Origin of the sequence: Acinetobacter sp. LUNF3 (assembly GCF_022699605.1) — a bacterium.
Taxonomy (GTDB): Bacteria; Pseudomonadota; Gammaproteobacteria; order Pseudomonadales; family Moraxellaceae; genus Acinetobacter; species Acinetobacter johnsonii.
The window spans coordinates 1,231,057-1,254,065 of the sequence record NZ_CP093968.1 but is presented as its reverse complement, the minus strand read 5'-3'; the positions used below and the strand labels follow the sequence as shown (position 1 = coordinate 1,254,065).

Genomic DNA, 23,009 nt, shown 5'->3' with positions numbered 1-23,009 from the left:
TCCTAAATTTCTTTATGGTCTATCTGATCAATCTTACTTGAATTTTCAGATGCTTGCTGAGCTTTTACCGTTTGATTTTTTAGTTCAATATCAACATCGACTTGATCGGTTTCAATCGTAATTGAACCCGCTGATGAATCTTGCACAACATAAGTAGATGTACTATACATTGGGCTGTTTTCATAAAACTCACGTGCATGTCTTAATAAGACCACAATCACAGCAGCGACAGGCAATGCAATTAACATTCCTAAAATACCACCCAATTGAGCACCAGCCAGTACTGCAAATACCACAGCAACTGGAGACAATCCAATTTTATCGCCCAACAAGAACGGTTGTAATATATAGCCTTCCACTGCCTGACCAATCATAAAGACTACACCAACCAAGAGTAATTGCATCCAATCAATTCCAAATTGGAATAAACTTGCAATCACTGCGGCAATAATCCCAACCGCAAAACCTAAGTACGGAATGATACTGCACAGCCCAGCCACCATCCCAATAATCAAACCTACTTCAAGTCCAATCAACTGTAAGCCCATTGCATAGACCACGCCCAAGAGTACCATGACCAAGAACTGACCTTTGACAAAAGCACCAAGTACACTATGACATTCTTTAACAATGACTAAGGTCTGTTCTTCATATCTCCGTGGAATAAGACGACGGAAACTGTCCAGCATGCGATCCCAATCTAATAAAAAATAGAATGCAATAATTGGGATCAGCACAACCGTACCACCAATCTGAATGAAGTTCAGTCCAGACTGAGCCAACTTGGCAATCATAGCCTGAATACTGTCTGCACTATAGTTGGTCTGTACATATTCCATAATCGCGGCTGAAATCTGGTCAACATCTAATTCCATTGGGACTAAATTAAAACTGTCAGATAACCAAGGGAGGAATTTATAATTCGCCCAATGTATACCTGAAGGAATGCTGTTCTTTGCATACATCAACTGTTCCCACACCAGTGGAACCAAATACCAAAATGCCAATGTAATGACGACGCCAATACCGATAAAAACAGCACTAATAGATAACCAACGTGGTAAGCCAATTTTATGCAGTTTATCGACCAGTGGACTAAACAGATAAGCGACTAAAAATGCACCAATAAAAGGTAAAACAACAGGCTTGAGTAGATACAACACCCAGAGTATGAGCGCGATTCCTGCCAAAATAAAAATACGTTTAAGTGTACGATCTTGCATGCAATCTCGCCTTTTTCAGATTTAATCGTTATTGAGAAAAATATTTTAGTAAAGATAACATTTTAGCGCAGAAATAACATATGTGTTTAGTATATTCAGGTATAATCGCCCCGCGAATGCGGAGACTTCATTATGAGCAACTCAACTTCTACCCCAAACACTGGTTTAAGCTACAAAGATGCAGGTGTCGACATTGAAGCGGGCGACGCGTTAGTCGATCGTATCAAATCTGTCGCGAAGCGTACTACTCGTCCTGAAGTAATGGGCGGATTAGGTGGCTTCGGTGCACTTTGTAAAATCCCTAAAGGTTATGAAGAACCTGTTCTCGTATCTGGCACAGACGGTGTTGGTACAAAATTACGTTTAGCATTGAATTTGAACCGTCATGACACGATTGGTCAAGACTTGGTTGCAATGTGTGTAAACGATCTTCTTGTATGTGGCGCTGAGCCATTATTCTTCCTTGACTACTATGCAACTGGCCATCTTAATGTAGATGTAGCTGCAAACGTAGTTACTGGTATTGGTACAGGCTGTGAACTTGCTGGTTGCGCATTGGTTGGTGGTGAAACTGCCGAAATGCCGGGCATGTATGAAGGCGAAGATTACGACTTGGCAGGTTTCTGTGTAGGCGTAGTTGAGCAAAGCAAAATTATTGATGGCTCTAAAGTCAAAGCGGGTGACGTTTTAATTGGTGTTGCATCAAGTGGTGCTCACTCAAACGGTTACTCTCTACTTCGTAAAATTTTAGACGTGAAAAACGTTGACTTGACGCAAATCGTTGATGGTCGTCCACTTGCTGATGTTGCAATGGAACCAACACGTATTTACGTGAAGCCTATTCTTCAACTTTTAAAAGAAGTTGATGTACACGCAATGGCGCACATTACTGGTGGTGGTTTACCAGGTAACTTACCACGCGTATTGCCGAATGGTGCTCAAGCTGTTGTGAATGAAGCATCTTGGGAATGGCCAAAATTGTTTAAACTTCTTCAACGTGAAGGTGGTGTTGAACAGTTTGAAATGTATCGCACATTCAACTGTGGCGTAGGCATGGTCTTAGTTGTTGATGCTGCTGATGCGGACAAAACAGTTGAACGACTCAATAGCCTTGGTGAAAAAGCGTTCACTATGGGACATATCGCTGACAATGCTGAGTCAGTTGAAGGCGCAGACGAAAAAATCCGCGTGATATTTGCTTAAGCCATATGATTAAAATTGCTGTTCTGGTTTCAGGAAGTGGATCAAACCTTCAAGCCTTGATTGATGCCAATCTATCAGGCCAAATTGTGGGTGTGATTTCCAACAAACCTGAAGCCTATGCGCTACAGCGTGCTGAAAATGCAGGTATTGCAACAGCAGTCATTGAGCACAAACAGTATCCTCATCGTGAAGCCTTTGATGGTGTCATGCATCAACAATTGCTTGATTGGAATGTGGACTTAGTGGTTCTTGCTGGCTTTATGCGTATTTTAAGTGAGAAATTTGTCAGTGCTTGGGAAGGGAAAATGATCAACATTCACCCTTCTCTTCTACCGCATTACAAAGGTATGCATACCCATCAGCGCGTACTAAATACTGGCGATCAACTGCATGGCTGTACCGTGCACTATGTGACGGCTGAACTTGATGCAGGTCAAGCTTTGGCACAAGGTGTACTGAAAGTTGGTTCACATGATGGTGTGAATAGTTTGGCCCAACGTGTCCATACGCTTGAGCATATCATCTACCCGCAAGTGGTAGAGTGGATTTGTACACAAACGATTCAGCATACAGACCAAGGCGTTCTCTACCGCAATACCCTGATGCACGAGCCAATTCAGTTTTGCAAATTTTAAAATAAAAAAACGCCTCCTTGGAGGCGTTTTTTTATGGCTACTGAAAAGTACTATTAAACATTTTCTTGAATCAGCGTCTTAATCAGAGCAACCGTTGCCTCTGGTCGCTCCAAAGGAAACATATGGCTTCCCTCAACGATTTGATAAGGAATGCCAAATTTCTTTTTCACTATTTGTGGAAAACCTGGACCAATAAAAGGACCTTTTTTAGCAATCATTAAATGCATCGGCACTTGTGGTTTGCACTGAGGCAGCCACCATAAAGAGGGATTGGTTCTGAAGATATGAACTTCATCCATTTTTGCAATCGTAAGTTCAACACCACCACGGACACGATCTTCCGTTAAAGCATAGTCAATATAAGCTTGAAAACAGTCTGAATCAAAGTCTTTATAAAAACCTTTTGGACGTAAAAGTTCAGCTGCTTGCTCACGGCTTTCCCAATGGTCACGACGCCGTAAAGATAGCGCTGCTGGAGACATAGTATCGACCATTTTTAACTTCAGCATCTTAGCAAAGTGTAATGCAAACGAAGCTTTGCCCATGATCAAAGGCGGGTCCATCATGATGACTTGTTCAAATAAATCAGGACGCTGTAATGCCGCCTGAAACGTCAGCACTGATCCTAATGAATGTCCTAAACCAATCACTTTACGACCCTGTGCCTGACGAACAATACTGTCAATCACTTGCTGAGTTAAGCTTTTCCAATGGTTATCAATCGGGTAGTTTTTATCTGGCCCTAATAAAGGGACATAGATCACATCATACTGATCTGACAGTAAATCAAATAATTTCTGATAGACCTTAGAAGGCACGCCATTGGCGTGCGCAAAATGAATTAACGGTTTCATTGCAGTTTCGTGGTCTGTTCAGATTGCATTTGATTTGAAAGTGAAGATGCAAAACCAGCTCCCATAGATGCACCTAAACGGCCTAATACAGCATCTAGTGGGCTATGTACCACCGTATAATCCATAGCCTTATCGGTATTTAGTTCACGTTTTAAAGTATGTAAATTACCAATACGATCAGCAATACCCAGTTTGACCGCCTGATCCCCTGTCCAGAAAAGACCTGAGAAAAGTGCAGGATCGTTCGACTTTAACTTTTTGCCACGACCTTGTTTCACAGCATTAATAAAATGCTCATGTACATTATCAAGTACACCTTGAACATGTGCACGCTGCGCAGGGTTAACGGGTTGTGTCATTGATAATAAAGCTTTGTTTTGACCAGAGGTCATGGTGCGGTCTTCAACACCCAGTTTTTGCATGAGACCATTCACCCCATAGTTCGGCATAATCACACCGATTGAACCCACTAAACTCGAAGGATTTACCAAGATTTCGTCCGCAGCAGATGCGATATAATAAGCACCTGATGCACCTGTATCACCAATCACCGCATACAATTTTTTATCGCTATGCGCTTTTTTCAAATATTGAATTTCTTGCCAGATTTCATCCGACTGAACCGGAGAACCGCCCGGTGAATTAATATTGAGCACCACCGCTTGGCTTTGTTTATTTTCAAAAGCTTTCTTTAATGACTTAATCGTGTCATCACTGTTTACGCTTTGCTCATCAGCGGCAATGGTACCAACAATATCAACTACAGCAATATGTTTAGATGCAGTTGCATCAGTACCACTGGTCGAACAGCTCTTGGTCATGGCTATCAGAATAAACAAAAGGTAGGCAAAAGTTAGACATTTGAAAAAGATACCCCAGCGACGTGCACGACGTTGTTCTTCAACTGAAGCTAAAACTGCTTTCTCTAAAAGTTTCCATTCGTTTCCTGTCGGCTGTTCATGTACAGGCAGTTGTTTCGGCGTTTCATTTTCTGGTTTTGGTGGCCAATCGGACATATAACAATCCAAACTTGAATAAAATTGCCCTCATTATATACACTGATTTGTAGAAAACTGTCGAAACCGTTTATTTTAGCCTATAATATTTTATGTTTTTATCCACATGTACCATTGACTCTAAAGAATGACTAAAGCACACGAGCAAAACTCGACTTATCGTTTACTGCGTTTTGTAAGCAAACAACCTATTAAATTTGCACGTTTTTTTGCTAAAGGTTTAGCAGGCTTAGTCAATCTTTTAAAAATCAGTAAAAACAATGATGCTCTCAGACTCAACTTAAAAATTGCGCTGCCTGAGCTGAGTGATGAGCGACGCGAAGTGATTGCGAAGCAAGCAGTACGTAATGAACTGACCACCTATTTTGAGTTTTTTAGTATTTGGGGTTCAAGCAACCAAAAAAATATTGAACGCGTCCAAAAAGTACATGGCGAACATTTGCTACATCAGGCGCTTGCCGCTCAGAAAGGTTTAGTCTTAATTGTACCTCATTTTGGGACTTGGGAAATTATGAATAGTTATGTCGCCCAATTTACTGAAATGACCATTATGTATAAACCGGTCAAGGATCCTGGTGCTGACTTATTTGTTCGTGAGGCGCGCAGTCGTGAAGGCGCTCATCTTGTCCCGACCGATGAATCAGGGGTGCGCCAAATTTTTAAGGCACTCAAACAAGGGGGGACGACCGTAATTCTACCCGATCATACCCCAAAACATGGCGGGGAAATGATTCCTTATTTTGGCTTTCCTTTGGCTTCAAGTAACCTGAGCGCCAAACTGATTCAAAAAACCAAAGCCAAGGCTTTACTGCTCTATGCTATTCGTAATGACGATGGCTTTGATATGTACATTGAAGAAATCAGTGAAAGTATTTATCAAGGTACAGCCAATGATGGCACCTTCGTCATTCACCAAGCCATTGAAGACCTGATTCGTCGTCACCCAGAGCATTATCATTGGACCTATAAGCGCTTTAAAGCCAATCCCAAACTTCGAGCACTGTATAACCTTCCCTTTAATGAGGCTGTGACGCGTTTAGAGCAACTGCGTATGGAACAACAGATTCAGTCGACTGCAACCACTGTCGAGTCTGACGTTGTGTCGTCAGTTCAATAATCCCTGTAGGCTGCACAATAAAACCGATACTACCTTGCTCTACTGTTGTTAAGAGTGGGATATTTAAAGCTTTCAAACGAGTTTGCGTTACTGTACTTGGATGTCCATAACGGTTATTGAACCCTGCTGAGGCAATTGCTAATTTCGGTTGATAATGTTTTAAAAACGCATAGGCTGAACTATGTCGACTGCCATGATGACCCAAGATCAATACATCAACTTTTAAGTTTGGATAATCCTGTAATAATTGAAACTCGGTTTGCCAGCCTGCATCTCCCATAAGCAGAAAATATTGATAAGGCTGTACATGCTTCACCTGTATATAGACCACACAAGATAACTCATTTTGCTGATACGGCACTTGTGCCAATTGATTGGCTTTCGGCGACAAAATTTTGATTTCTACTTGTTCAGACCAGCGCCAGATCTGACCTTGTTGGCAATAGTTAAAGTTTGACGTCGTTGCCACATCCAATTGCTGATTAGAGTAAACTTGATTGATCGACAACTCATTTTTTAATGTGGCATAACTTCCACTATGATCTTGATCCAAATGTGTAAGTATCAGCTGATCTAATTGGCTCACACCTTGCTGCGATAAAAATGGCTGAATAATCTGCTTAGCAATGCTAAACTTCGATTCATCATAGGAGCCACCAACATCAATCATGGCATGCTGGTGACCATGCTGCATATACACCGCTTGTCCCTGACCGACATCAAGTACGATTAACTCAAAAGGACGGTTTTGGCTGCTAAACCCCAACAAAGGAATCAAACCTAGTACCAGCCATGATTTTGGTAGGCTCGGTTTGGGCATAAAAACAATGATTAAAAGCACAATCAGTAAAATGACTTGCCAAGTATTGAGAGCAATCGGGTATAACTTAATCGGTAGTAGCGCATCCAGTACATTGAGTATGCCCAATAAAAATACCAGCACCCAGTCCGCCATCTGAAACAAAATGCTGCTTAGCGGTTCAAAAAAATAAAAAGTAAATGCTGCCAAAACCTCCAGTGGCACAACCAACAAACTGATCAATGGAATAGCGACAAGGTTACTGATTGGACTCACCCATGAGACTTGCTTGAAGAAAATAATCACCAAAGGCATCAGAGCCACAAATATTTTCCACTGCGACTCAACCAAAAGTTTTAAGCTAAAAACAAGTTTTTTCTGCCAAGACTGCGGGCGAGTCAAATCCAGCCGAATAGTGGTTTGATAAATGCGTAAAAGCACAAAGCATGCAACATAGGACAGCCAAAAGGCAGCTGATAGAATTGAAAAAGGATCAAACAGTAAAAGGAGTGATGCACTCAATAAGAGTAACGTCAAAGCTGAAATTTTCTGCCTGAGCCAAATCAACACACTTAAACAGAAACAACTAAGTAAAGTACGAAGTGCAGGAATCTCAAAACCTACAAAGGCACAATACAGCAATACGCAGCAACAAAATGGCAGTAACAATGCATAAGGTCGTGGGATTTTTAGAAAAATCTGTGGCCAATAACGATTCAGCATCTTTTGTAACAGCCAACACAGCATCACGGCAAAGATCAACACATGTGGCCCAGAAATCGCTAATAAATGACTAATGCCAAAACGTTGAAAAAAGTCTGTCGTCTCCTTATCTAAGAAACTTTCATCCCCAGTCAGAAGCGCTAGAATTAAGCCCTTATGGCTTAAGGGCTGGCTATAAATAAAATGACGAATGTTTAATCGCTGATGTTCTATACCCAGTTGAATTTTATTGAGTACGCCCTGCTGTTTTCTTAAATAATGGGTATAGCCTAACGCATAAATTTCTGACTCAGACAAGGGTTGTATTTGCTTGAGTTTAAAACCCGACATGAGATTACGTTGCAGATACCACTGCTCAACATCGAATACACCTTGCACCGCATAACTATGTGCAGGACGAATTTCTCCTGTCAATCGGTAGTATTTCCCAAGTTCCAAGACCTCTTGTTGATCTGAGATCCTTTTTTGAAAACCCAACCACTGCACTGGTTGCACATGTCGGTTCAAGACCTGTATTTCTTGCTGAATGGTCTCAGCACCCAGTTGGTTAATTTTTGCGATATAAACAATGACTTCAGCATCTTCAACTTTTGTTTCTTTATAGGCTAGACGCTGTTGCAAAGCCGATTGTGCATAATGATATCCCGCAGTTAAAAACAGCATGGAATAAATCAGTCCACCTATAAACTGCAAAATAAGGGCGTGTTTGTGCTTAAAGAGAAAAAGCTGTAAAGGCAAAAGTAGGATGACTAAAATCAGCGCTGGATAAAAAAGGTGATTTAGAATGGGGATGGTCTGCCCCATCAATGCAATTCCTACAATCCAAGCAGCAGCATATAAAAATTTCATTCTTTTATTCAGTTATTTTTTTATTGGCGCCATAATAAAGCCCACCGAAGTGGGCTTCAATAGATAGTGGCTTTATCTCATATTTTTATCGGCACTCAGCCTAGTCATTGACCCAAAGACCATCCTGCATATGCAAAATAGAATCGGCGGACTGAGCCAGTTGTTCATCATGTGTCACGATCAACATCGCCATATTGAACTCCTGACGTAAATCCATCAGCAACTCAAAAATTTTACTTGCTGTTTTGCGATCTAAATTACCTGTCGGTTCATCTGCCATCATCAACGCAGGCTTGGCCACCAATGCACGTGCTAATGCAACCCGTTGCCGTTCCCCGCCCGAAAGCTCACCTGGTTTATGGGTTAAACGATGCGTCAATCCTACACGCTCGAGTAAATATTCGGCTTGCTTTTGTACATCCTTAAAGTTGGTGCCTTGACGTAACATCAATGGCATTGCCACATTTTCCAAAGCAGTAAATTCAGGCAACAGATGATGAAACTGGTAAACAAAACCTAAGTGTTGGTTACGTAAATAACCACGCTCAGCTTCATTCAAACTGTCAAAACGACTACCCTGTAAAAATACTTGTCCAGAGCTCGGACGGTCTAAACCGCCCAATACATGTAACAACGTACTTTTACCCGAACCACTAGACCCCACAATCGAGACAAATTCGCCTGCTTTGACTTGTAGAGAGAGACCTTTAATCACTTCAACGGTCGACTTACCATCGGTAAAGTGCTTTTCAATATTTTGTGCTTCTAAAACAATTTTACTCATAGCGTAATGCCTCCGCAGGTTGGATTTTTGCAGCACGCATTGCAGGATAAATTGTTGCAAGGAAACTTAAAATTAAAGACAGGGACACAATGGTTAATACATCTTGCCATCTTAAGTACGAAGGTAAGTAATTAATAAAATAAGCATCAAATAAATGAAGTCCCATTACATTGTTTAGCCAACCCACCAAGCTACTAATACTTGAAGCGAAAACAATACCGAGAATCGCACCAGATACCGTACCAATTACACCAATAATCGTACCCTGAACCATAAAAATACGAGTAATAGTTGCTGGAGAAGCCCCAAGAGTTCGTAATATAGCAATATCCGATTTTTTATCGGTCACGACCATCACCAAGGACGACACAATATTAAATGCAGCCACCAAGACAATCAGGAAGAGCAATAAGCTCACCATGGCTTTTTCCATTTGGATCGCACTAAACAAATTGCCGTGAGTATAAGTCCAATTCGAGGCATAAAAACCGCTTGGCAGATCCATCACAATTTCATCAGCCACTTTAGGTGCTGCAAAAATATCATCCAATTTCAAGCGAATGCCTTGCGCGCCATCAGGTAAGCGTAACAACGTTGATGCATCATTCAAGGCAATGTAGCCCATCATCGAATCGACCTCAGCACCAATGCTGAAAATGCCCACAATTTTGAAACGTTTAAAACGCGGTACCACACCCGCTGGCGATGGTGTTGCCTCCGGTAAAACCAAAGTCACACTATCATTTAAACCTAAACCTAAGGCATCGGTCATTTGTTTGCCTAAAACAATACCAAACTCACCTTTTTTTAAGTTATCAATGCCGCCTTCAACCATGTGGTCTTGGATAATCGAAACCTTTTTTTCATATTGAGGTTCGATCCCCGTGACCATAATTCCAGCCACTTGGCCTTGTGCCGTAAGCATCCCCTGCAATTGAGTAAACGGCGCTACGCCTGTGACATGTTCCTTTGTCTCAATTTTTTTTGCAAGTTCAGGCCAATCTGTTAAAATTTGTGTTGAAGAAACAGTGGCTTGAGGTATCATTCCAAGTACACGTGTTTTCAGCTCTCGGTCGAAACCATTCATTACAGATAAGACTGTAATAAGTACAGCCACACCCAGTGTCAGACCGATCATCGAAACCAGTGCAATAAAAGAAATAAAGTGGTTGCTACGCCGTGCGCGAGTATATCTCAACCCTATATACAGCGAGATTGGTTTAAACATACCATCTAGTCCGAGGTCATAATTATGGAAAGTTTACAGCATCAAAACGTTCAAACTGAACGTCGTGTGATGTCTCGAATCGACGCGGCCTTGAGAATTAACTATCAGATTATTTCTGATGATGTTGCCCTTAATGACCCTTACGATCCTAATTTTGTTTTACCGCGCTATTTTCTACTACTCGCAGAATTAGATCAATTTGATCATGCACTAAACTACGAATTAGAACAATTATCTGAAAAAGATCAACAAATTGCTCGAATCTTATCCCTATTTAACCAGAAATTAAACCTGATCACGGGGTCTTTGTACGACACAATTGTACAAACCATGTTACCTACGCCTGAACATGTGAATTTTTCTGAAAGTGGTTTGAGTTTCTATAGCGAAAAACAAATTCAAGATGGTACCTATATCCACTTAACCTTGAGCCACCCTGAAAACTTCTTCCATATTGCCGCGATTGCGCAAGTGGTGTACAGCAATGAAGAGGAAAATGGCAAGTGCCGTACGGGGGCATACTTTATTACCTTGCACCCACAAGATCGTGTCAAACTGGCCGACTGTATTTCTTTGACTGTCGAAGATCATTAAAGCCAAAACCTTTGACTAGTTTTGGCTTTTTAACTTTTGGGCAAGTTTCCGGCTTGCCTGAAGGTCTTTATAAAAGTAAACGAACAAACCTGACAATAAAACCACTGCACCCAAAATCACCATCATCGAAAGTTTTTCTTGATTCAGCACAGCACCTATAAATAAAGCAATCATCGGTGTCATGACGGTAGTCAGCGATAAAGTCGTAGGTTGAATTTTCTGCACCAATTTAAAATAACAGAACATCGCAATCAATGATGCCATGACGACCGTATATAGCAGCGCCAAGCAAGTTTTCAAATCGGGCATTTGCTGCGGTGCATGCTGCCAAATAAATGGCACAATACATATAGCCGCCAATGTCGACACCAAAATTGAACCTGTCGCTTGTGCAACGGGTTCAATATTCGCATTGACTTTTTTCACCCAGAAAATAGAGGCTGCATAAGAAAATACACTCAGTAACATCAGTCCAATCCCAAACGGATGGACATGCTGTGCTGTACCTGCAAGGCAAATTATCGCAAGTCCCAGCAGTGCAATACACATTCCAAGCCACTGCATCGCACTCAAATAAGTCTTAAAGTAAAAACGTCCGATCAGCCCTGCCATAATCGGTGCTAAGCCAAACATCAATGCAATCATGCCTGAACTAATATAGTTGGTCGCCACATAGGTAAAAAACTGCGAGCCAATCAAGCTAAAAGAACCAGCCAAATAGCTATGCCAAGCAACTTTATCGGTAGGGAAATGTCGCTTTAAAACCAATAACAAACAAATAGCCAAAGGCAGCGCAATGAAAAAACGTAATACCAACGCCCACAGCATATGTAAATCGGTCACACTCCACACAATCGCTAAAGGCGTTGTGGACCAAATAAAAACCAATAATCCATAGGTTGCCATCAGATTGGCTTTAGAAGACATAATCAGCTCGATGCTAAATGGCAGTTTTGCGTTTTTGCTTTTGAATGGTTTGGTCTAAAGAACTAGAAAATTCGCGTTTATCACGCTCAGAAATAGGTGGTGGCCCACCCGTATTTACGCCTGCTCCACGTAATGAATCCATAAAATCACGTAAATGTAGGCGGGCTTTGACATTGGCTGTAGTATAGATTTCACCACGTGGGTGAATTGCGATTCCACCCTTTTCAATCACCTGTGCTGCCAGCGGAATGTCTTGTGTCATCACAATATCATTCTCTTTCATGCGTTCGATGATTTCTTTATCCGCGGCATCCGCCCCACTCATTACTTGAATCGAATTTATACGAACGGAAGGCGTAATCCCTACATTCTGATTGGCCACAAAGGTCACTTCAAGCTGATAACGATCTGAAGCACGTAAAATCACTTCACGTAAAATTTTAGGCAATGCATCTGCATCGACCCAGAGCTTAAATGGCAGCACTGCACATCCATAAACAAAAGAAACTGCCTTAGTCTAACAAACTCAGTGCTTGAGCATAATAGATAAAACCGCTCAAAATCCCTAATACAAAGCTTGTGTCATACTTTTTAAGTATCACAAGGAAATGCTTTTACTATTTTGTCTGTCAAATAAAGTAAGGCTTTAGTCTTTTTTGATGATTTTCCAGTAAAAATAAAATATAGGACTTGAAATATAGAAATAACCCTCGATTTAATAGGGATATATAACCTCATTCAATCGTGCATATGAACAATCAAAATAGTCCAGAAATAATCACCATTGATGACCAAAACTTTGGTAGCCACGTCGAGCATTGGAATTTACTCACCGATAACCCTGCACAAGATGTCCCTAAATGGTTAGGTTTAGCTTTAAATGCACCAATCATGCCCATGGGTTTATGCCAGACTGAACAAGATATGGATGCGGGTTGTTGGCTCATTCAAGGCCCAAGTCAAGCGGCTGTTCAACTGACTCAAGTCATCGCGGTTGAAGACAATAAACCCAAGGCAGTTAAAACTGCATTTCCAAGTTTTAATAGCCCCTATAAAGTGTCTGCTGTGGTTGAACGCATCATTCGAGGTCAATCCAACACACAAGCCGTTTTACGCTTAAACTTAGGCAATAACAGCATCGTCTACGCTTATGACAGCTTATATAGCGTTAATCATGCTCAATACCAAAAAGACCAAACCTATATTGCACATCTCAACGCATGGGCATATGAACTAGAAGCGGTCGCAGAACACGAGCAACTGGTGGTTGATGATCCCGCATCGATTAAACATCATCGTGCCTTGAACGATATTTTGGCAGCAAACAATGGCATTGCTCCTGCAAACCTGCAAGAACAGATTGATGCATGGGAACCAAAGTCGGATGATGACAAAGAACCTGTGACTGTCGATTTTTCAAAAATGGTCGCTTATTTGTATGGCGAAAAGATCGGTCAGGAAGATGAAGCATGGTTCCAAGGGAATATTGTTGGCAAAACTAGCATGCAATTTATGGAACAAGACTACACTCTGCTTGATGTTGCCTTGATTCATGAAGACAACCAACCTGCGACACTGATTCGTATTGCCACTAAAAATCCAGAGTACGCCAACTTTAATATTGGACAATACATTCGCGGCAATATTTGGATTCAAGCCAATATTTATGCATTAAATCAATAATTTATAAAAAAATCCAACGTAACCTATGCCAGATCGATGTATAGGCAGCGTTGGCTTTTTTATTTATATCAGTACGATTTATTTTAATTTGAATTCATTTGTATAAAACTTATCCACATATTTTATTATCTCTTAGTATTTTAAATTCATTTAAAAGAACTTTTATCCACAGTTTTAAATTCAATTATCTTATTTTAACGATGAATAATAAAATCCTAAGTTCTTTGACTTTCAGATAGTTAGTTATTGGTAGCTGCTGGCTTCTAGGTTAACTCAGTATAAACTTGAATATTTAAGTGATTATGTATAGTGGAGATCTGATTATTTTTAATTAGTACTTTATTTAAGCATTTTTTTATGTTAAAAATACAAACATGCAATAGGATTTTAACGATAATTAAATCGGAATAAAAACTTCCATGAAAATTATGCAAGAAGAAAATATACAGCATGTTGAACATCAATTAGAAAAGCGTTATCAGCTTGACGCTTATTCGTGCATGTTTTTTGTGTTAGGCATGATGATTTCTGCCTACTTCTTACATCAGTTCATCCTGTAACTGATTTCACGTCGCAGCCCAATTCAAAAAAGCCAACTTTGTTGGTTTCTTTATGTCTAAAAATATCTGCTACGCCGTATCACTGGATCATTCTTTCCATGTTCTATGCTAAGAAACATGGCACTCACAAAATTACTTGCATCTAAATAAAGTTGACTCCCTCCTCTTGCTCATTGCACTCACCTACAAACACACAAATTGTGTGAGAAGTCTTGGACATTTAAATATGCATGCAAGCATAAAATAGTAGATTTTTAGATATAAAAAAACCTGCAAGTCTAAACTTGCAGGTCTCTGAAAATACTATAAAAATTAGAATAAACGGTTCATACCATTTAAGGTCGCTACACGGTACGCTTCAGCCATCGTAGGATAGTTAAATGTCGTTTCTACGAAATAATTGATAGTATTATTTGGACTATTCATCACTGCTTGACCAATGTGAATAATTTCCGAAGCGTTATTACCGAAACAATGTACACCCAGTACTTCCAAAGTCTCGCGGTGGAATAAAATTTTCAATTCACCCACTGTGTCACCTGTAATTTGCGCACGCGCCAAATGACGGAAAGAAGCTTGACCCACTTCATACGGAATTTTTTCTTCAGTTAACTCTTGTTCAGTTTTACCAATTGAAGAAATTTCTGGAATGGTATAAATGCCTGTCGGAATATCGACCACAGGTTCTACCCCCACTTCACCGCTCATGTTTGCACCTGCGCAACGACCTTGGTCATATGCAGCAGAAGCCAGTGAAGGCCAACCAATCACATCACCCGCAGCGTAAATATTTTCCACTTCGGTTTGGTATTGATCATTGACTGTAATTTGACCACGGCTGTTTGGCGTAATACCGACATTTTCTAAGCCTAAGCCATCCGTATTTCCTGAACGGCCATTACACCACAAAATAGCATCTGCTTTAATTTTCTTACCGCTTTGTAAATGTAGCACCACGTGATCATCATAGGTTTCAAGATGATCAATCTGCTCATTATGGCGAATCAAGACCCCTTGTTGACGTAAGTGATAAGACAAAGCATCAGAAATTTCATCATCTAGATAACTCAGCAATTTATGCTGTGTATTAATCAAGTCAACTTTATGATCTAGTCCAATAAAAATAGACGCATATTCGCAACCAATTACACCTGCACCATAAATGATGATTTTTTGGATCGAATAATCGAGGTCTAAAATTTTGTCTGAATCGAATACACGCAGATGATTAAAATCAAGCGCCGCAGGACGGTATGGACGGCTACCCGTTGCAATCACGATTTGTTTGCACATGATCGTTTCTTTGATGCCTTCAGGGCTAAACACTAAAACCGTATTTTGGTCTTGAACATAGGCACGACCATGGTAAATATCAATTTTATTGCGGTCATAAAAACGTGAGTGTGTATCAACCTGTTGTTGAATCACTTTATGTGCGTTTTGAAGCACTTGCTTCATTGTAAACTGACGCCAGTCACCCATTTTTTTAAACATTGGGTCGCGGCGATAACGGATAATACTCGATACCGTTTGACGTAAAGCTTTACTTGGAATGGTCCCCACGTGGGTACAGTTACCACCGAGCTGCTCACGTACATCTACAATCGCAACACGCTTTCCAGATTTGGCAAGTTTCATTGCCGCGCCTTCACCCGCAGGGCCTGAACCTAGAACGACCGCATCGTACTTAACGAAAGTTCCACCAACGACCTCTTTTTTACGTGGCATTCAACGCTCCTTCTTCAAAAACTTATTACTTATCTTGGGCATATTATGACGTAATTGCAGGCAATTTGCTGTATTTAGCTTACATATATTAAGTGATAACCACATTTAGTAAATGAATAGTATTTCCGCCCTATCAATTCGCATTTCCGCTATACTAATACTGCTATTTTTAGCATCTCCCCCGTCAAAAACAGTGGAATAGTTGAATATGTCTGAAAACCGTAAACCTGAGCAGGGTATCAAACTTCGTGGCGCAGAAAAGGTCGCGCGTATACCTGTAAAAGTTATTCCTACGGTTGAAACGCCACGCAAGCCGGATTGGATTCGCGTGAAAATGGCAGCACCCGAAGAAGTGCAACGCATTAAATCAACCCTACGTGAACAAAAACTACATACCGTTTGTGAAGAAGCTGCGTGTCCAAACCTACCTGAATGTTTTGGTGGCGGTACTGCAACCTTTATGATTATGGGTGACATTTGTACACGTCGTTGTCCTTTCTGCGACGTGGCACATGGCCGTCCAAATGCACTTGACACAGACGAACCACGTCACATGGCTGAAACGATTTCAAACTTAGGTTTAAAATATGCCGTAATCACCTCTGTAGACCGTGATGACTTACTTGACGGTGGTGCACAGCACTTTGTTGACTGTATTAAAGAAGCACGTGCGTTAAGCCCGAATACTTTACTTGAGATTTTGGTACCTGACTTCCGTGGTCGTATGGACATTGCGCTTCGCATTATGACTGAGTGTCCACCTGATGTGTTTAACCATAACATTGAAACTGTGCCGCGTTTATACAAAGCGATGCGTCCAGGTTCAGACTACCAACACTCTTTAAATCTGTTAAAAATGTTTAAAGAATATTGCCCTGACGTTCCAACCAAATGTGGTTTGATGGTCGGTATTGGTGAAACTGAAGAAGAAGTCATTTCACTTTTAGATGACTTGCATGCACACGGCGTTGACTACGTAACGATTGGTCAGTATTTACAGCCTTCAAAAGAGCATGCGCCGATTGACCGCTTTGTTACGCCAGAAGAATTTGAGCGTTACACTGCACATGGCCAAAAGCTAGGCTTTAGAAATATTTGGGCAGCACCGATGGTTCGCTCAAGCTACTTCGCTGACCGCCAATACTATGGCGAACCTGTACCAGCAGTACGTCGTAAAGTAGATCCTGCGAAAAAGATTGCTGTTCAAACGATTGAAGCTTAATTTCCTGTTGTGTTAAACAGTTAAATACAAAAATTAAAAGCCCTCATACGAGGGCTTTTTTATTACGAACTTCGTTCTTTATATTTTTCAATTACGTATTCATACATTTCTAACACAGTTATTGCTCAAAAAACGCCCTAATCTAATTCAAAGTCTAAAATAATCGTGATGCTACACATCACATCAAATTCATTTTATTACACCTTTTAGTCTACGTTCTGTATTATTTTCCATGAAATTTTATAAAACGTATGACTCACCTCACGGTGTAAACAACGGGAGGTTTCAATGGGTTTCATTTTCGCCATTCTGTTTTTAATCTGTACCCTTTGGGCTATTTTTTATTTTGAAGTCAGTCGCTTACTTGGGACAGCAATCCTTATTTTTGTATCCCTCTTCACAGCTATTTTTATCAATCCGTGGTCATTACTTTTAGGTCTACCCTTAATTATTCTCAGCCTGATTGTGGTTATTGATCCATTACGCAAATCATTAATCACTCAACCTGCCTATAAAGCTTTAGCCAAAGCCATGCCGAGTATGAGCAGTACCGAACGCGAAGCATTAGATGCAGGTACCAGTTGGTGGGAAAAAGAATTATTTATGGGTGCGCCTGACTGGAAAAAATTTGATGGTTATGTCTATCCAACCTTGTCTGCTGAAGAGCAATCCTTCTTAGATCATGAAGTTGAACACCTTTGTGGTTTACTGAATGAATGGGAAATTCATCACCACTTAAAAGATCTTCCTGTTGAAGCATGGCAATACATCAAAGAACAAGGCTTTTTGGGTTTAATTATTCCCAAAGAATACGGCGGTCGTGCGTTTAGCTCGTTTGCCCAAAGCCGCATCATGAGCAAAATTTCTTCACGCTCACTGACCACTGCCGTCAGTTGTATGGTGCCCAACTCTCTAGGTCCAGGTGAGTTGCTTTTACATTATGGAACTGAGGAACAAAAACAACGCTATCTACCAGGACTCGCCAAAGGTGAAGAAATCCCCTGTTTCGGTTTAACCAGTCCCGAGGCTGGTTCAGACGCTGGGGCAATACCTGATACAGGCGTGGTCTGTTATGGCGTGTTTGAAGGCCGAGAAATACTCGGTTTACGTATGAACTTTTCAAAACGCTGGATTACACTGGCACCTATTGCGACTGTGATTGGCCTCGCTTTTAAACTCTATGACCCTGATGGACTCTTAGGCGATGCAAGCAAAACTGAATACGGTATCACCTGTGCCTTATTACCTGCCAGTCATGCAGGTGTCCAAGTCGGTGCACGCCATAATCCTGGTTCCCCTTTTATGAATGGAACAGTCAATGGACAAGATGTTTTTATCCCACTTGATTGGATTATTGGTGGGGTTGAAAATGCAGGTAAAGGTTGGCGCATGCTGATGGAGTGCTTAGCTGTAGGTCGCGGTATTTCCCTACCTGCACTCTCCACTGCTTCTGCTGAAATGGCCTATTTAAGCGTCGGTGCTTTTGCCAAAGTCCGCCAACAGTTTAAAATTTCTGTGGGACATTTTGAAGGCGTGCAAGAAGCCACCAGTGATATTGCCAGTGGTGCATATATGTTAGAAGCTTTTCGCTACATGGTGACCTGTGGTTTAAATGAAGGTGGAAAACCTGCTGTAATGACAGCTATGGCCAAATACTATGCCACTGAAACCATGCGTAAAATTGTCAATCACGGCATGGATGTCGTTGGTGGACGGGCTGTGCAAATGGGCCCACGCAATTTTTTAGCACTGAATTATCAAGCGATCCCCATTTCAATTACTGTTGAAGGGGCCAATATTTTAAGCCGTTCTTTAATGATCTTTGGCCAAGGCTCTATGCGCTGTCATCCTTATTTATATGAAGAGCTGCAACTCCTTCAAGCAGAAGATACAAAAGCAGCTTTAGCACCTTTCGACACGCTACTTTTTAAACATTTGGCTTATACCTTTAACCGCACAGCCCGTTCATTCAGCTATGGCATATTTGGTGGCCCTTCAGATGCTTCTACTCAGACGGATGCTTTCTCACGTCCTTTTTACAAAACCATTAACCGTTTCAGTGCCAACTTCGCTTTAACCGCAGACCTGTGTTTAGGCTTACTTGCAGGTGATATTAAGCGCAAAGAAATGCTTTCAGGGCGTTTAGCCGACATTCATGCTTATTTATTTATCGCGACTGCTATTTTGAAGTTTTATGAAAAAGGACAACGTAGTGAGGTGGAACAACAACATGCTCAACTGGCTTTAGAAAAAGCATTCGTGCAAATTCAGGATGCATTTGATGGACTATTTGCAAACTTTCCTATGCGAGCCGCAGCTTGCGTAGTCAAGTTTATCTGTTTCCCTTTTGGTCGTGTTGCCCAACAACCAAGTGACCAGCTAAAAACTCAATTAGGACTTGCCATCATGGAAAATAATCCTTTCCGTGAGCAACTGAAACAGCATGTTTTTTACAATACCGATCCAAATGATGTCTTTGGACGTATGGAAAATGCGTTCCAAGCAGCATTAAAGATTGATCCGCTGTGGACGAAGTTTAAAAAAGCAGAGTCCAAAGAACAATTTAGAGGCTTAGATTTTGAATCACATATTCAACATGCGCTTGAAACAGGATTCATCAGCTCTGAGGAAGCGGATCAGTTGCTTCATTACAATGCTCAACGCTTCGATAGTATGCTCACCGACATTTTCGACCATGAGCTTGAACAGACACTAGATTTAAAGAATCCCTACCACTCAAAGGCTTCCGATATTCAAGCTTAATCCTCTCATCAGTTTTCGAAACGCCTAAAAGATAAAAGTCCTTTACGGGCTTTTATTTTATCCACATGCTATAAACCATGGAATCGAAGCGAAGTTTTAAATCCAATACACGTTTAAACGGTAATAGAACTCTTCTACTTCCAAACGAACTTGATAACCTAGTTGTGTCAGTTCTGCTGAAAAATGACGAATATCTTCTAAGGGTAAATGTTTTGGCAGAACCGTAAATACCGCAGTATTTCCCTGTTTGGCACTCTCCTCGATGAGTGATGCTAAACGTAATTTGTAGATTTCAATATCTAAATATGCTTGGTTGGACATAATTTTTGCCTGTTCGGCATTAATAAAAGCAGCCATATTTTCCTCCAAATTCACCCAAGTATTGACTATGAAACTAACGCAGATCAAAAAATCGTATAACGTGATTTGGTAACACTGTGTAGCCGTTCCTTAGAAAAATAATAAGAAGAATCAAATCGATTTAAAAAGGCAGCGACTGCAATCCAAATTTTTCTATTCATCAAACTAACTAACCGTTACAGAAAAAATAAATAAAGTTACCATCTATTCTATTTAAATAATAATTGTTATCATTTGCAATATTGCTTACTAATACACCAACTCTCTTCCATGAATAGCACCACTCAAATTGATGCCTTGGTTCATTCGGAAAAAGTTCGTCCGAAACCAACCAAAAAGAAAAATGTAGATACCCCCGTTAGCTACCGTCTGATGGTGTTGTACAGATTTGCTCTTGCCTTACTTGGAGGCTATCTCCTTGCAGCACTTTCTGCATTAGCCATTGCTAAAATCTTTATTGCAAATCCTGTGAATGCTGCCATGAGCGCCACCCTCATTGCATTTTGTCTTAACTGTGCTGCCTTTATTTGGGTCTTTATGGTTCAAAAAACCTTAAAAGCAACGCTCGGTATTGCTGTGCCATGTATTGCACTGTATGCCCTACTCAAATTTTTAGGATAGTTTTTCAATGCGTGTTGATCAAAAAGCGGAAGGACCGCGCCAATCCATGTCATGGTTGCATACATGGGCCAGTCTCATTTTAGGGTGGCTGCTGTATGCAATTTTTGTGACTGGAACACTCAGTTTTTTCCAAAATGAAATTTCTACTTGGATGAAACCCGAAACCCATCAATCTATCCCTACGCAGTCTCAAGTGCAACAAATGCAGGTCGCGCTCAACTATTTACAAAAAAACCACCCTGATGCAGGCAGTTGGAACATTCAACTACCTAACTCACGGCAAACTACGACTGAAGTAACTATTCGTGCCGTTGGTGAAGATCCGAAAGCACGTCGTGGTGGAACACGTATCACCTTAGATAGTGCGACTGGTGAACTGATTGAACCACGGGATACACGTGGTGGTGGGTTCCTGTACCGTTTCCATTTTGAATTGTATGGTTTACCCCGTCTGTGGACGCGTTGGTTGGTCGGGATTGCCACCATGTTCATGTTGGTTGCAATTGTTAGCGGTATCATTACCCATAAAAAAATCTTTAAAGACTTCTTTACCTTTCGCTCAGGCAAAGGTCAGCGTTCATGGCTGGATGCACACAATGCAACTGCTGTTTTTGCATTGCCTTTTCACTTAATGATTACTTTTAGTGGCTTACTCCTACTCATGTTTATGTTCATGCCTTGGGGAATTAACCAAGCGTATGAAAATCGACAACAGTTCTTACGTGACCAACAGGCCAGCATGATTGAGCAGCCCCAAAAAGCTGAAGTTGTGCAACACAAAGGTGAAAGAGCGGATCATGGGGAACGCGGACAGCAACGTGGTGAACATGCTCAAGGTCGTGGTGGGGAACGTCCACAACCCGAACTCCGCCCTGCGCCACTGACGGACCTAGCGCCAATTATGGTGATGGTACAACAACAGTGGAAAGACAATCCAATTGCTTCGATTAACATTATTTCACCCAATACAGACCAAGCCAAAATTGAATTGCGTGCTTTACGTGCTGAAAGTGTCGCGCATCGCAATGTATATGCAACCATCAACTACAATGGGGTCACGGGTCAAGATGAAACGGATAAAAATATACGAATCAAAAATCCATCGATTCCAAGTGACATTTATAACGTGGTCACCGTCTTACACGAAGCGCGTGGCCTCGACTTAGCACTGCGTTGGTTATTATTCTGTTCAGGTATTTTAGGTACGCTCATGGTGGCGACGGGTCTGATCCTTTGGTGTGTAAAACGTGCACCCCAACAGCAGAAACAAGGCTATAAATCGTTTGGTTTCCGACTGGTTGAAGTCCTGAATATTGCAGCCATTATTGGTTTACCTTTGGCCTGCGCGGCATATTTTTATGCCAATCGTTTCATTCCAGCAGATGTAGAAATGCGGTTAAACTGGGAGATTCGTAGCTTCTTTGTAGTGTGGTTACTCACACTGATTTATGCCATTTTCCGTACCCACCGCCAAGCATGGTTAGACTTACTTTTATTGGCAGCGCTCGCTTTTGCCCTGTTACCATTGGTCAACTTGATCACAGGCGGTCAAGCTTTATGGAACAGCATTGCACAGGGTCAGTGGATGATTGCATCGGTTGACCTAGCCATGTGGGTAATGGCAGTGATTTTCTATTTCGCTTATGACAAAGTTCAAAAGCATCAAGGTTTGCCGAATAAAAAAATGAAAGCACCTGTTCAGGAGGCCAAAGCATGATTTGGTTTCTAATGATATGGGCTTTAGCGACCTTAGGTTTTTTTGCTCTTGCCAGCAGTATGTCTAAGCATCAAAAGCAAATCTTTAGCAAAGAACTGACACTTCAGCAAACCCGCTTAGCAACTACTGTAGGTTGGTTACTCCTCATTGTTTCTTTGTTCATTTGCTTAACGCAAGGACATTGGAGCACTGAAATCAGTTATTGGGTTGGCGTGATTAGCTTCGCGGCGTTGTTTGTTGGACTTTGCTTGAGTTATTTTGAGCAAAAAATTAGGAATATCACTGTTTCAGTTTTACTCTTATTTATATTCAGTCTAACTTTGCACCTAATCTAAGCCTAAAAGCCAATCTTCGGATTGGCTTTTTCACTTGAAAGCATTAGGCTATCCACAGTTTAAATCTT

At 41.1% G+C, this 23,009-nt stretch carries 21 protein-coding genes; 11 read left to right on the top strand and 10 right to left on the bottom strand.

The genetic code is table 11. From position 1 onward, the window contains the following. Positions 1-2: 2 nt before the first annotated feature. Positions 3-1,223: a chloramphenicol efflux transporter CxpE gene (cxpE, locus tag MN200_RS06065; RefSeq protein ID WP_168159067.1), complete on the bottom strand. Its 1,221-nt coding sequence runs from the start codon at positions 1,221-1,223 to the stop codon at positions 3-5. A 132-nt stretch (positions 1,224-1,355) separates the two neighbouring features. Between cxpE and purM the strand changes: the two genes are divergently transcribed. Together purM and purN are read left to right on the top strand one after the other, a co-directional pair. Further along, entirely contained in the window at positions 1,356-2,426 is a 1,071-nt protein-coding gene (gene purM, locus MN200_RS06060; RefSeq protein ID WP_242760323.1) for a phosphoribosylformylglycinamidine cyclo-ligase, read from the top strand. Positions 2,427-2,431: 5 nt separating this feature from the next. Then, positions 2,432-3,061, top strand: a complete 630-nt coding sequence (gene purN / locus MN200_RS06055; protein ID WP_168159068.1) for a phosphoribosylglycinamide formyltransferase — start codon at positions 2,432-2,434, stop codon at positions 3,059-3,061. A 53-nt stretch (positions 3,062-3,114) separates the two neighbouring features. Here the strand turns inward: purN and MN200_RS06050 are convergent, their stop codons facing one another. Both MN200_RS06050 and sppA read right to left on the bottom strand, forming a co-directional pair. After that, complete coding sequence (locus tag MN200_RS06050; protein WP_242760322.1) at positions 3,115-3,915, bottom strand: alpha/beta hydrolase; 801 nt, start codon at positions 3,913-3,915, stop codon at positions 3,115-3,117. Continuing rightward, positions 3,912-4,931, bottom strand: coding sequence for a signal peptide peptidase SppA (gene sppA / locus MN200_RS06045; protein ID WP_125273058.1), 1,020 nt, complete (start codon positions 4,929-4,931; stop codon positions 3,912-3,914). The genes MN200_RS06050 and sppA overlap by 4 nt, the downstream gene beginning before the upstream one ends. Before the next feature lie 127 nt (positions 4,932-5,058). Here sppA and MN200_RS06040 point away from each other — a divergent pair, with 127 nt between their 5' ends. Continuing rightward, positions 5,059-6,048, top strand: a complete 990-nt coding sequence (locus MN200_RS06040) for a lysophospholipid acyltransferase family protein (protein ID WP_242760321.1) — start codon at positions 5,059-5,061, stop codon at positions 6,046-6,048. Here the strand turns inward: MN200_RS06040 and MN200_RS06035 are convergent. From MN200_RS06035 to MN200_RS06025, 3 genes are all read right to left on the bottom strand, one after another. Continuing rightward, positions 5,948-8,419 carry a DNA internalization-related competence protein ComEC/Rec2 gene (locus tag MN200_RS06035; RefSeq protein WP_242760320.1) on the bottom strand — a complete coding sequence of 824 codons (2,472 nt, stop codon included), beginning with the start codon at positions 8,417-8,419 and terminating at the stop codon, positions 5,948-5,950. The two genes, MN200_RS06040 and MN200_RS06035, sit on opposite strands and share 101 nt — an antisense overlap. Before the next feature lie 100 nt (positions 8,420-8,519). Further along, on the bottom strand, positions 8,520-9,203 hold the full coding sequence (gene lolD, locus MN200_RS06030; protein WP_004693913.1) for a lipoprotein-releasing ABC transporter ATP-binding protein LolD: 684 nt from the start codon (positions 9,201-9,203) through the stop codon (positions 8,520-8,522). Then, a complete protein-coding gene (locus MN200_RS06025; RefSeq protein ID WP_242760319.1) occupies positions 9,196-10,431 on the bottom strand; it encodes a lipoprotein-releasing ABC transporter permease subunit in 1,236 nt (411 codons plus the stop codon). The genes lolD and MN200_RS06025 overlap by 8 nt, the downstream gene beginning before the upstream one ends. A gap of 24 nt (positions 10,432-10,455) precedes the next feature. Here MN200_RS06025 and MN200_RS06020 point away from each other — a divergent pair, with 24 nt between their 5' ends. Further along, positions 10,456-11,025: a PilZ domain-containing protein gene (locus MN200_RS06020; protein WP_242760318.1), complete on the top strand. Its 570-nt coding sequence runs from the start codon at positions 10,456-10,458 to the stop codon at positions 11,023-11,025. 15 nt (positions 11,026-11,040) lie between these two features. On the opposite strand, the gene MN200_RS06015 is transcribed toward MN200_RS06020, so the two are convergent. After that, positions 11,041-11,952 (bottom strand): EamA family transporter, encoded by a 912-nt coding sequence (locus MN200_RS06015; protein WP_058869319.1) that lies wholly within the window; start codon positions 11,950-11,952, stop codon positions 11,041-11,043. 13 nt (positions 11,953-11,965) lie between these two features. Continuing rightward, the gene (locus tag MN200_RS06010) at positions 11,966-12,436 is read right to left on the bottom strand and encodes a YaiI/YqxD family protein (RefSeq protein ID WP_004693920.1); all 471 of its coding nucleotides are present in this window, start codon (positions 12,434-12,436) and stop codon (positions 11,966-11,968) included. A 266-nt stretch (positions 12,437-12,702) separates the two neighbouring features. On the opposite strand from MN200_RS06010, the gene MN200_RS06005 reads away from it, so the two are divergent. Together MN200_RS06005 and MN200_RS06000 are read left to right on the top strand one after the other, a co-directional pair. Further along, complete coding sequence (locus MN200_RS06005; RefSeq protein WP_125281472.1) at positions 12,703-13,635, top strand: hypothetical protein; 933 nt, start codon at positions 12,703-12,705, stop codon at positions 13,633-13,635. Between the two features lie 419 nt (positions 13,636-14,054). After that, positions 14,055-14,195: a hypothetical protein gene (locus tag MN200_RS06000; RefSeq protein WP_004693924.1), complete on the top strand. Its 141-nt coding sequence runs from the start codon at positions 14,055-14,057 to the stop codon at positions 14,193-14,195. Between the two features lie 312 nt (positions 14,196-14,507). Here MN200_RS06000 and sthA read toward each other — a convergent pair whose 3' ends face one another. Beyond that, positions 14,508-15,923 (bottom strand): Si-specific NAD(P)(+) transhydrogenase, encoded by a 1,416-nt coding sequence (gene sthA, locus MN200_RS05995; protein WP_242760317.1) that lies wholly within the window; start codon positions 15,921-15,923, stop codon positions 14,508-14,510. A gap of 208 nt (positions 15,924-16,131) precedes the next feature. Between sthA and lipA the strand changes: the two genes are divergently transcribed. After that, the gene (lipA, locus tag MN200_RS05990; protein WP_242760316.1) at positions 16,132-17,145 is read left to right on the top strand and encodes a lipoyl synthase; all 1,014 of its coding nucleotides are present in this window, start codon (positions 16,132-16,134) and stop codon (positions 17,143-17,145) included. Positions 17,146-17,433: 288 nt separating this feature from the next. Next, entirely contained in the window at positions 17,434-19,908 is a 2,475-nt protein-coding gene (locus MN200_RS05985) for an acyl-CoA dehydrogenase (protein WP_242760315.1), read from the top strand. Positions 19,909-20,004: 96 nt separating this feature from the next. Here the strand turns inward: MN200_RS05985 and MN200_RS05980 are convergent, their stop codons facing one another. Further along, positions 20,005-20,265 carry a hypothetical protein gene (locus tag MN200_RS05980; protein ID WP_058869316.1) on the bottom strand — a complete coding sequence of 87 codons (261 nt, stop codon included), beginning with the start codon at positions 20,263-20,265 and terminating at the stop codon, positions 20,005-20,007. Between the two features lie 273 nt (positions 20,266-20,538). Between MN200_RS05980 and MN200_RS05975 the strand changes: the two genes are divergently transcribed. The 3 genes from MN200_RS05975 to MN200_RS05965 are packed head-to-tail and all read left to right on the top strand — an operon-like array spanning position 20,539 to position 22,941. Next, on the top strand, positions 20,539-20,889 hold the full coding sequence (locus MN200_RS05975; RefSeq protein WP_087526903.1) for a hypothetical protein: 351 nt from the start codon (positions 20,539-20,541) through the stop codon (positions 20,887-20,889). Between the two features lie 7 nt (positions 20,890-20,896). Beyond that, positions 20,897-22,606 carry a PepSY-associated TM helix domain-containing protein gene (locus MN200_RS05970; protein ID WP_242760314.1) on the top strand — a complete coding sequence of 570 codons (1,710 nt, stop codon included), beginning with the start codon at positions 20,897-20,899 and terminating at the stop codon, positions 22,604-22,606. Then, positions 22,603-22,941, top strand: a complete 339-nt coding sequence (locus MN200_RS05965) for a DUF3325 domain-containing protein (RefSeq protein ID WP_242760313.1) — start codon at positions 22,603-22,605, stop codon at positions 22,939-22,941. Before MN200_RS05970 ends, MN200_RS05965 begins: the two co-directional genes overlap by 4 nt. Positions 22,942-23,009 lie beyond the last annotated feature (68 nt).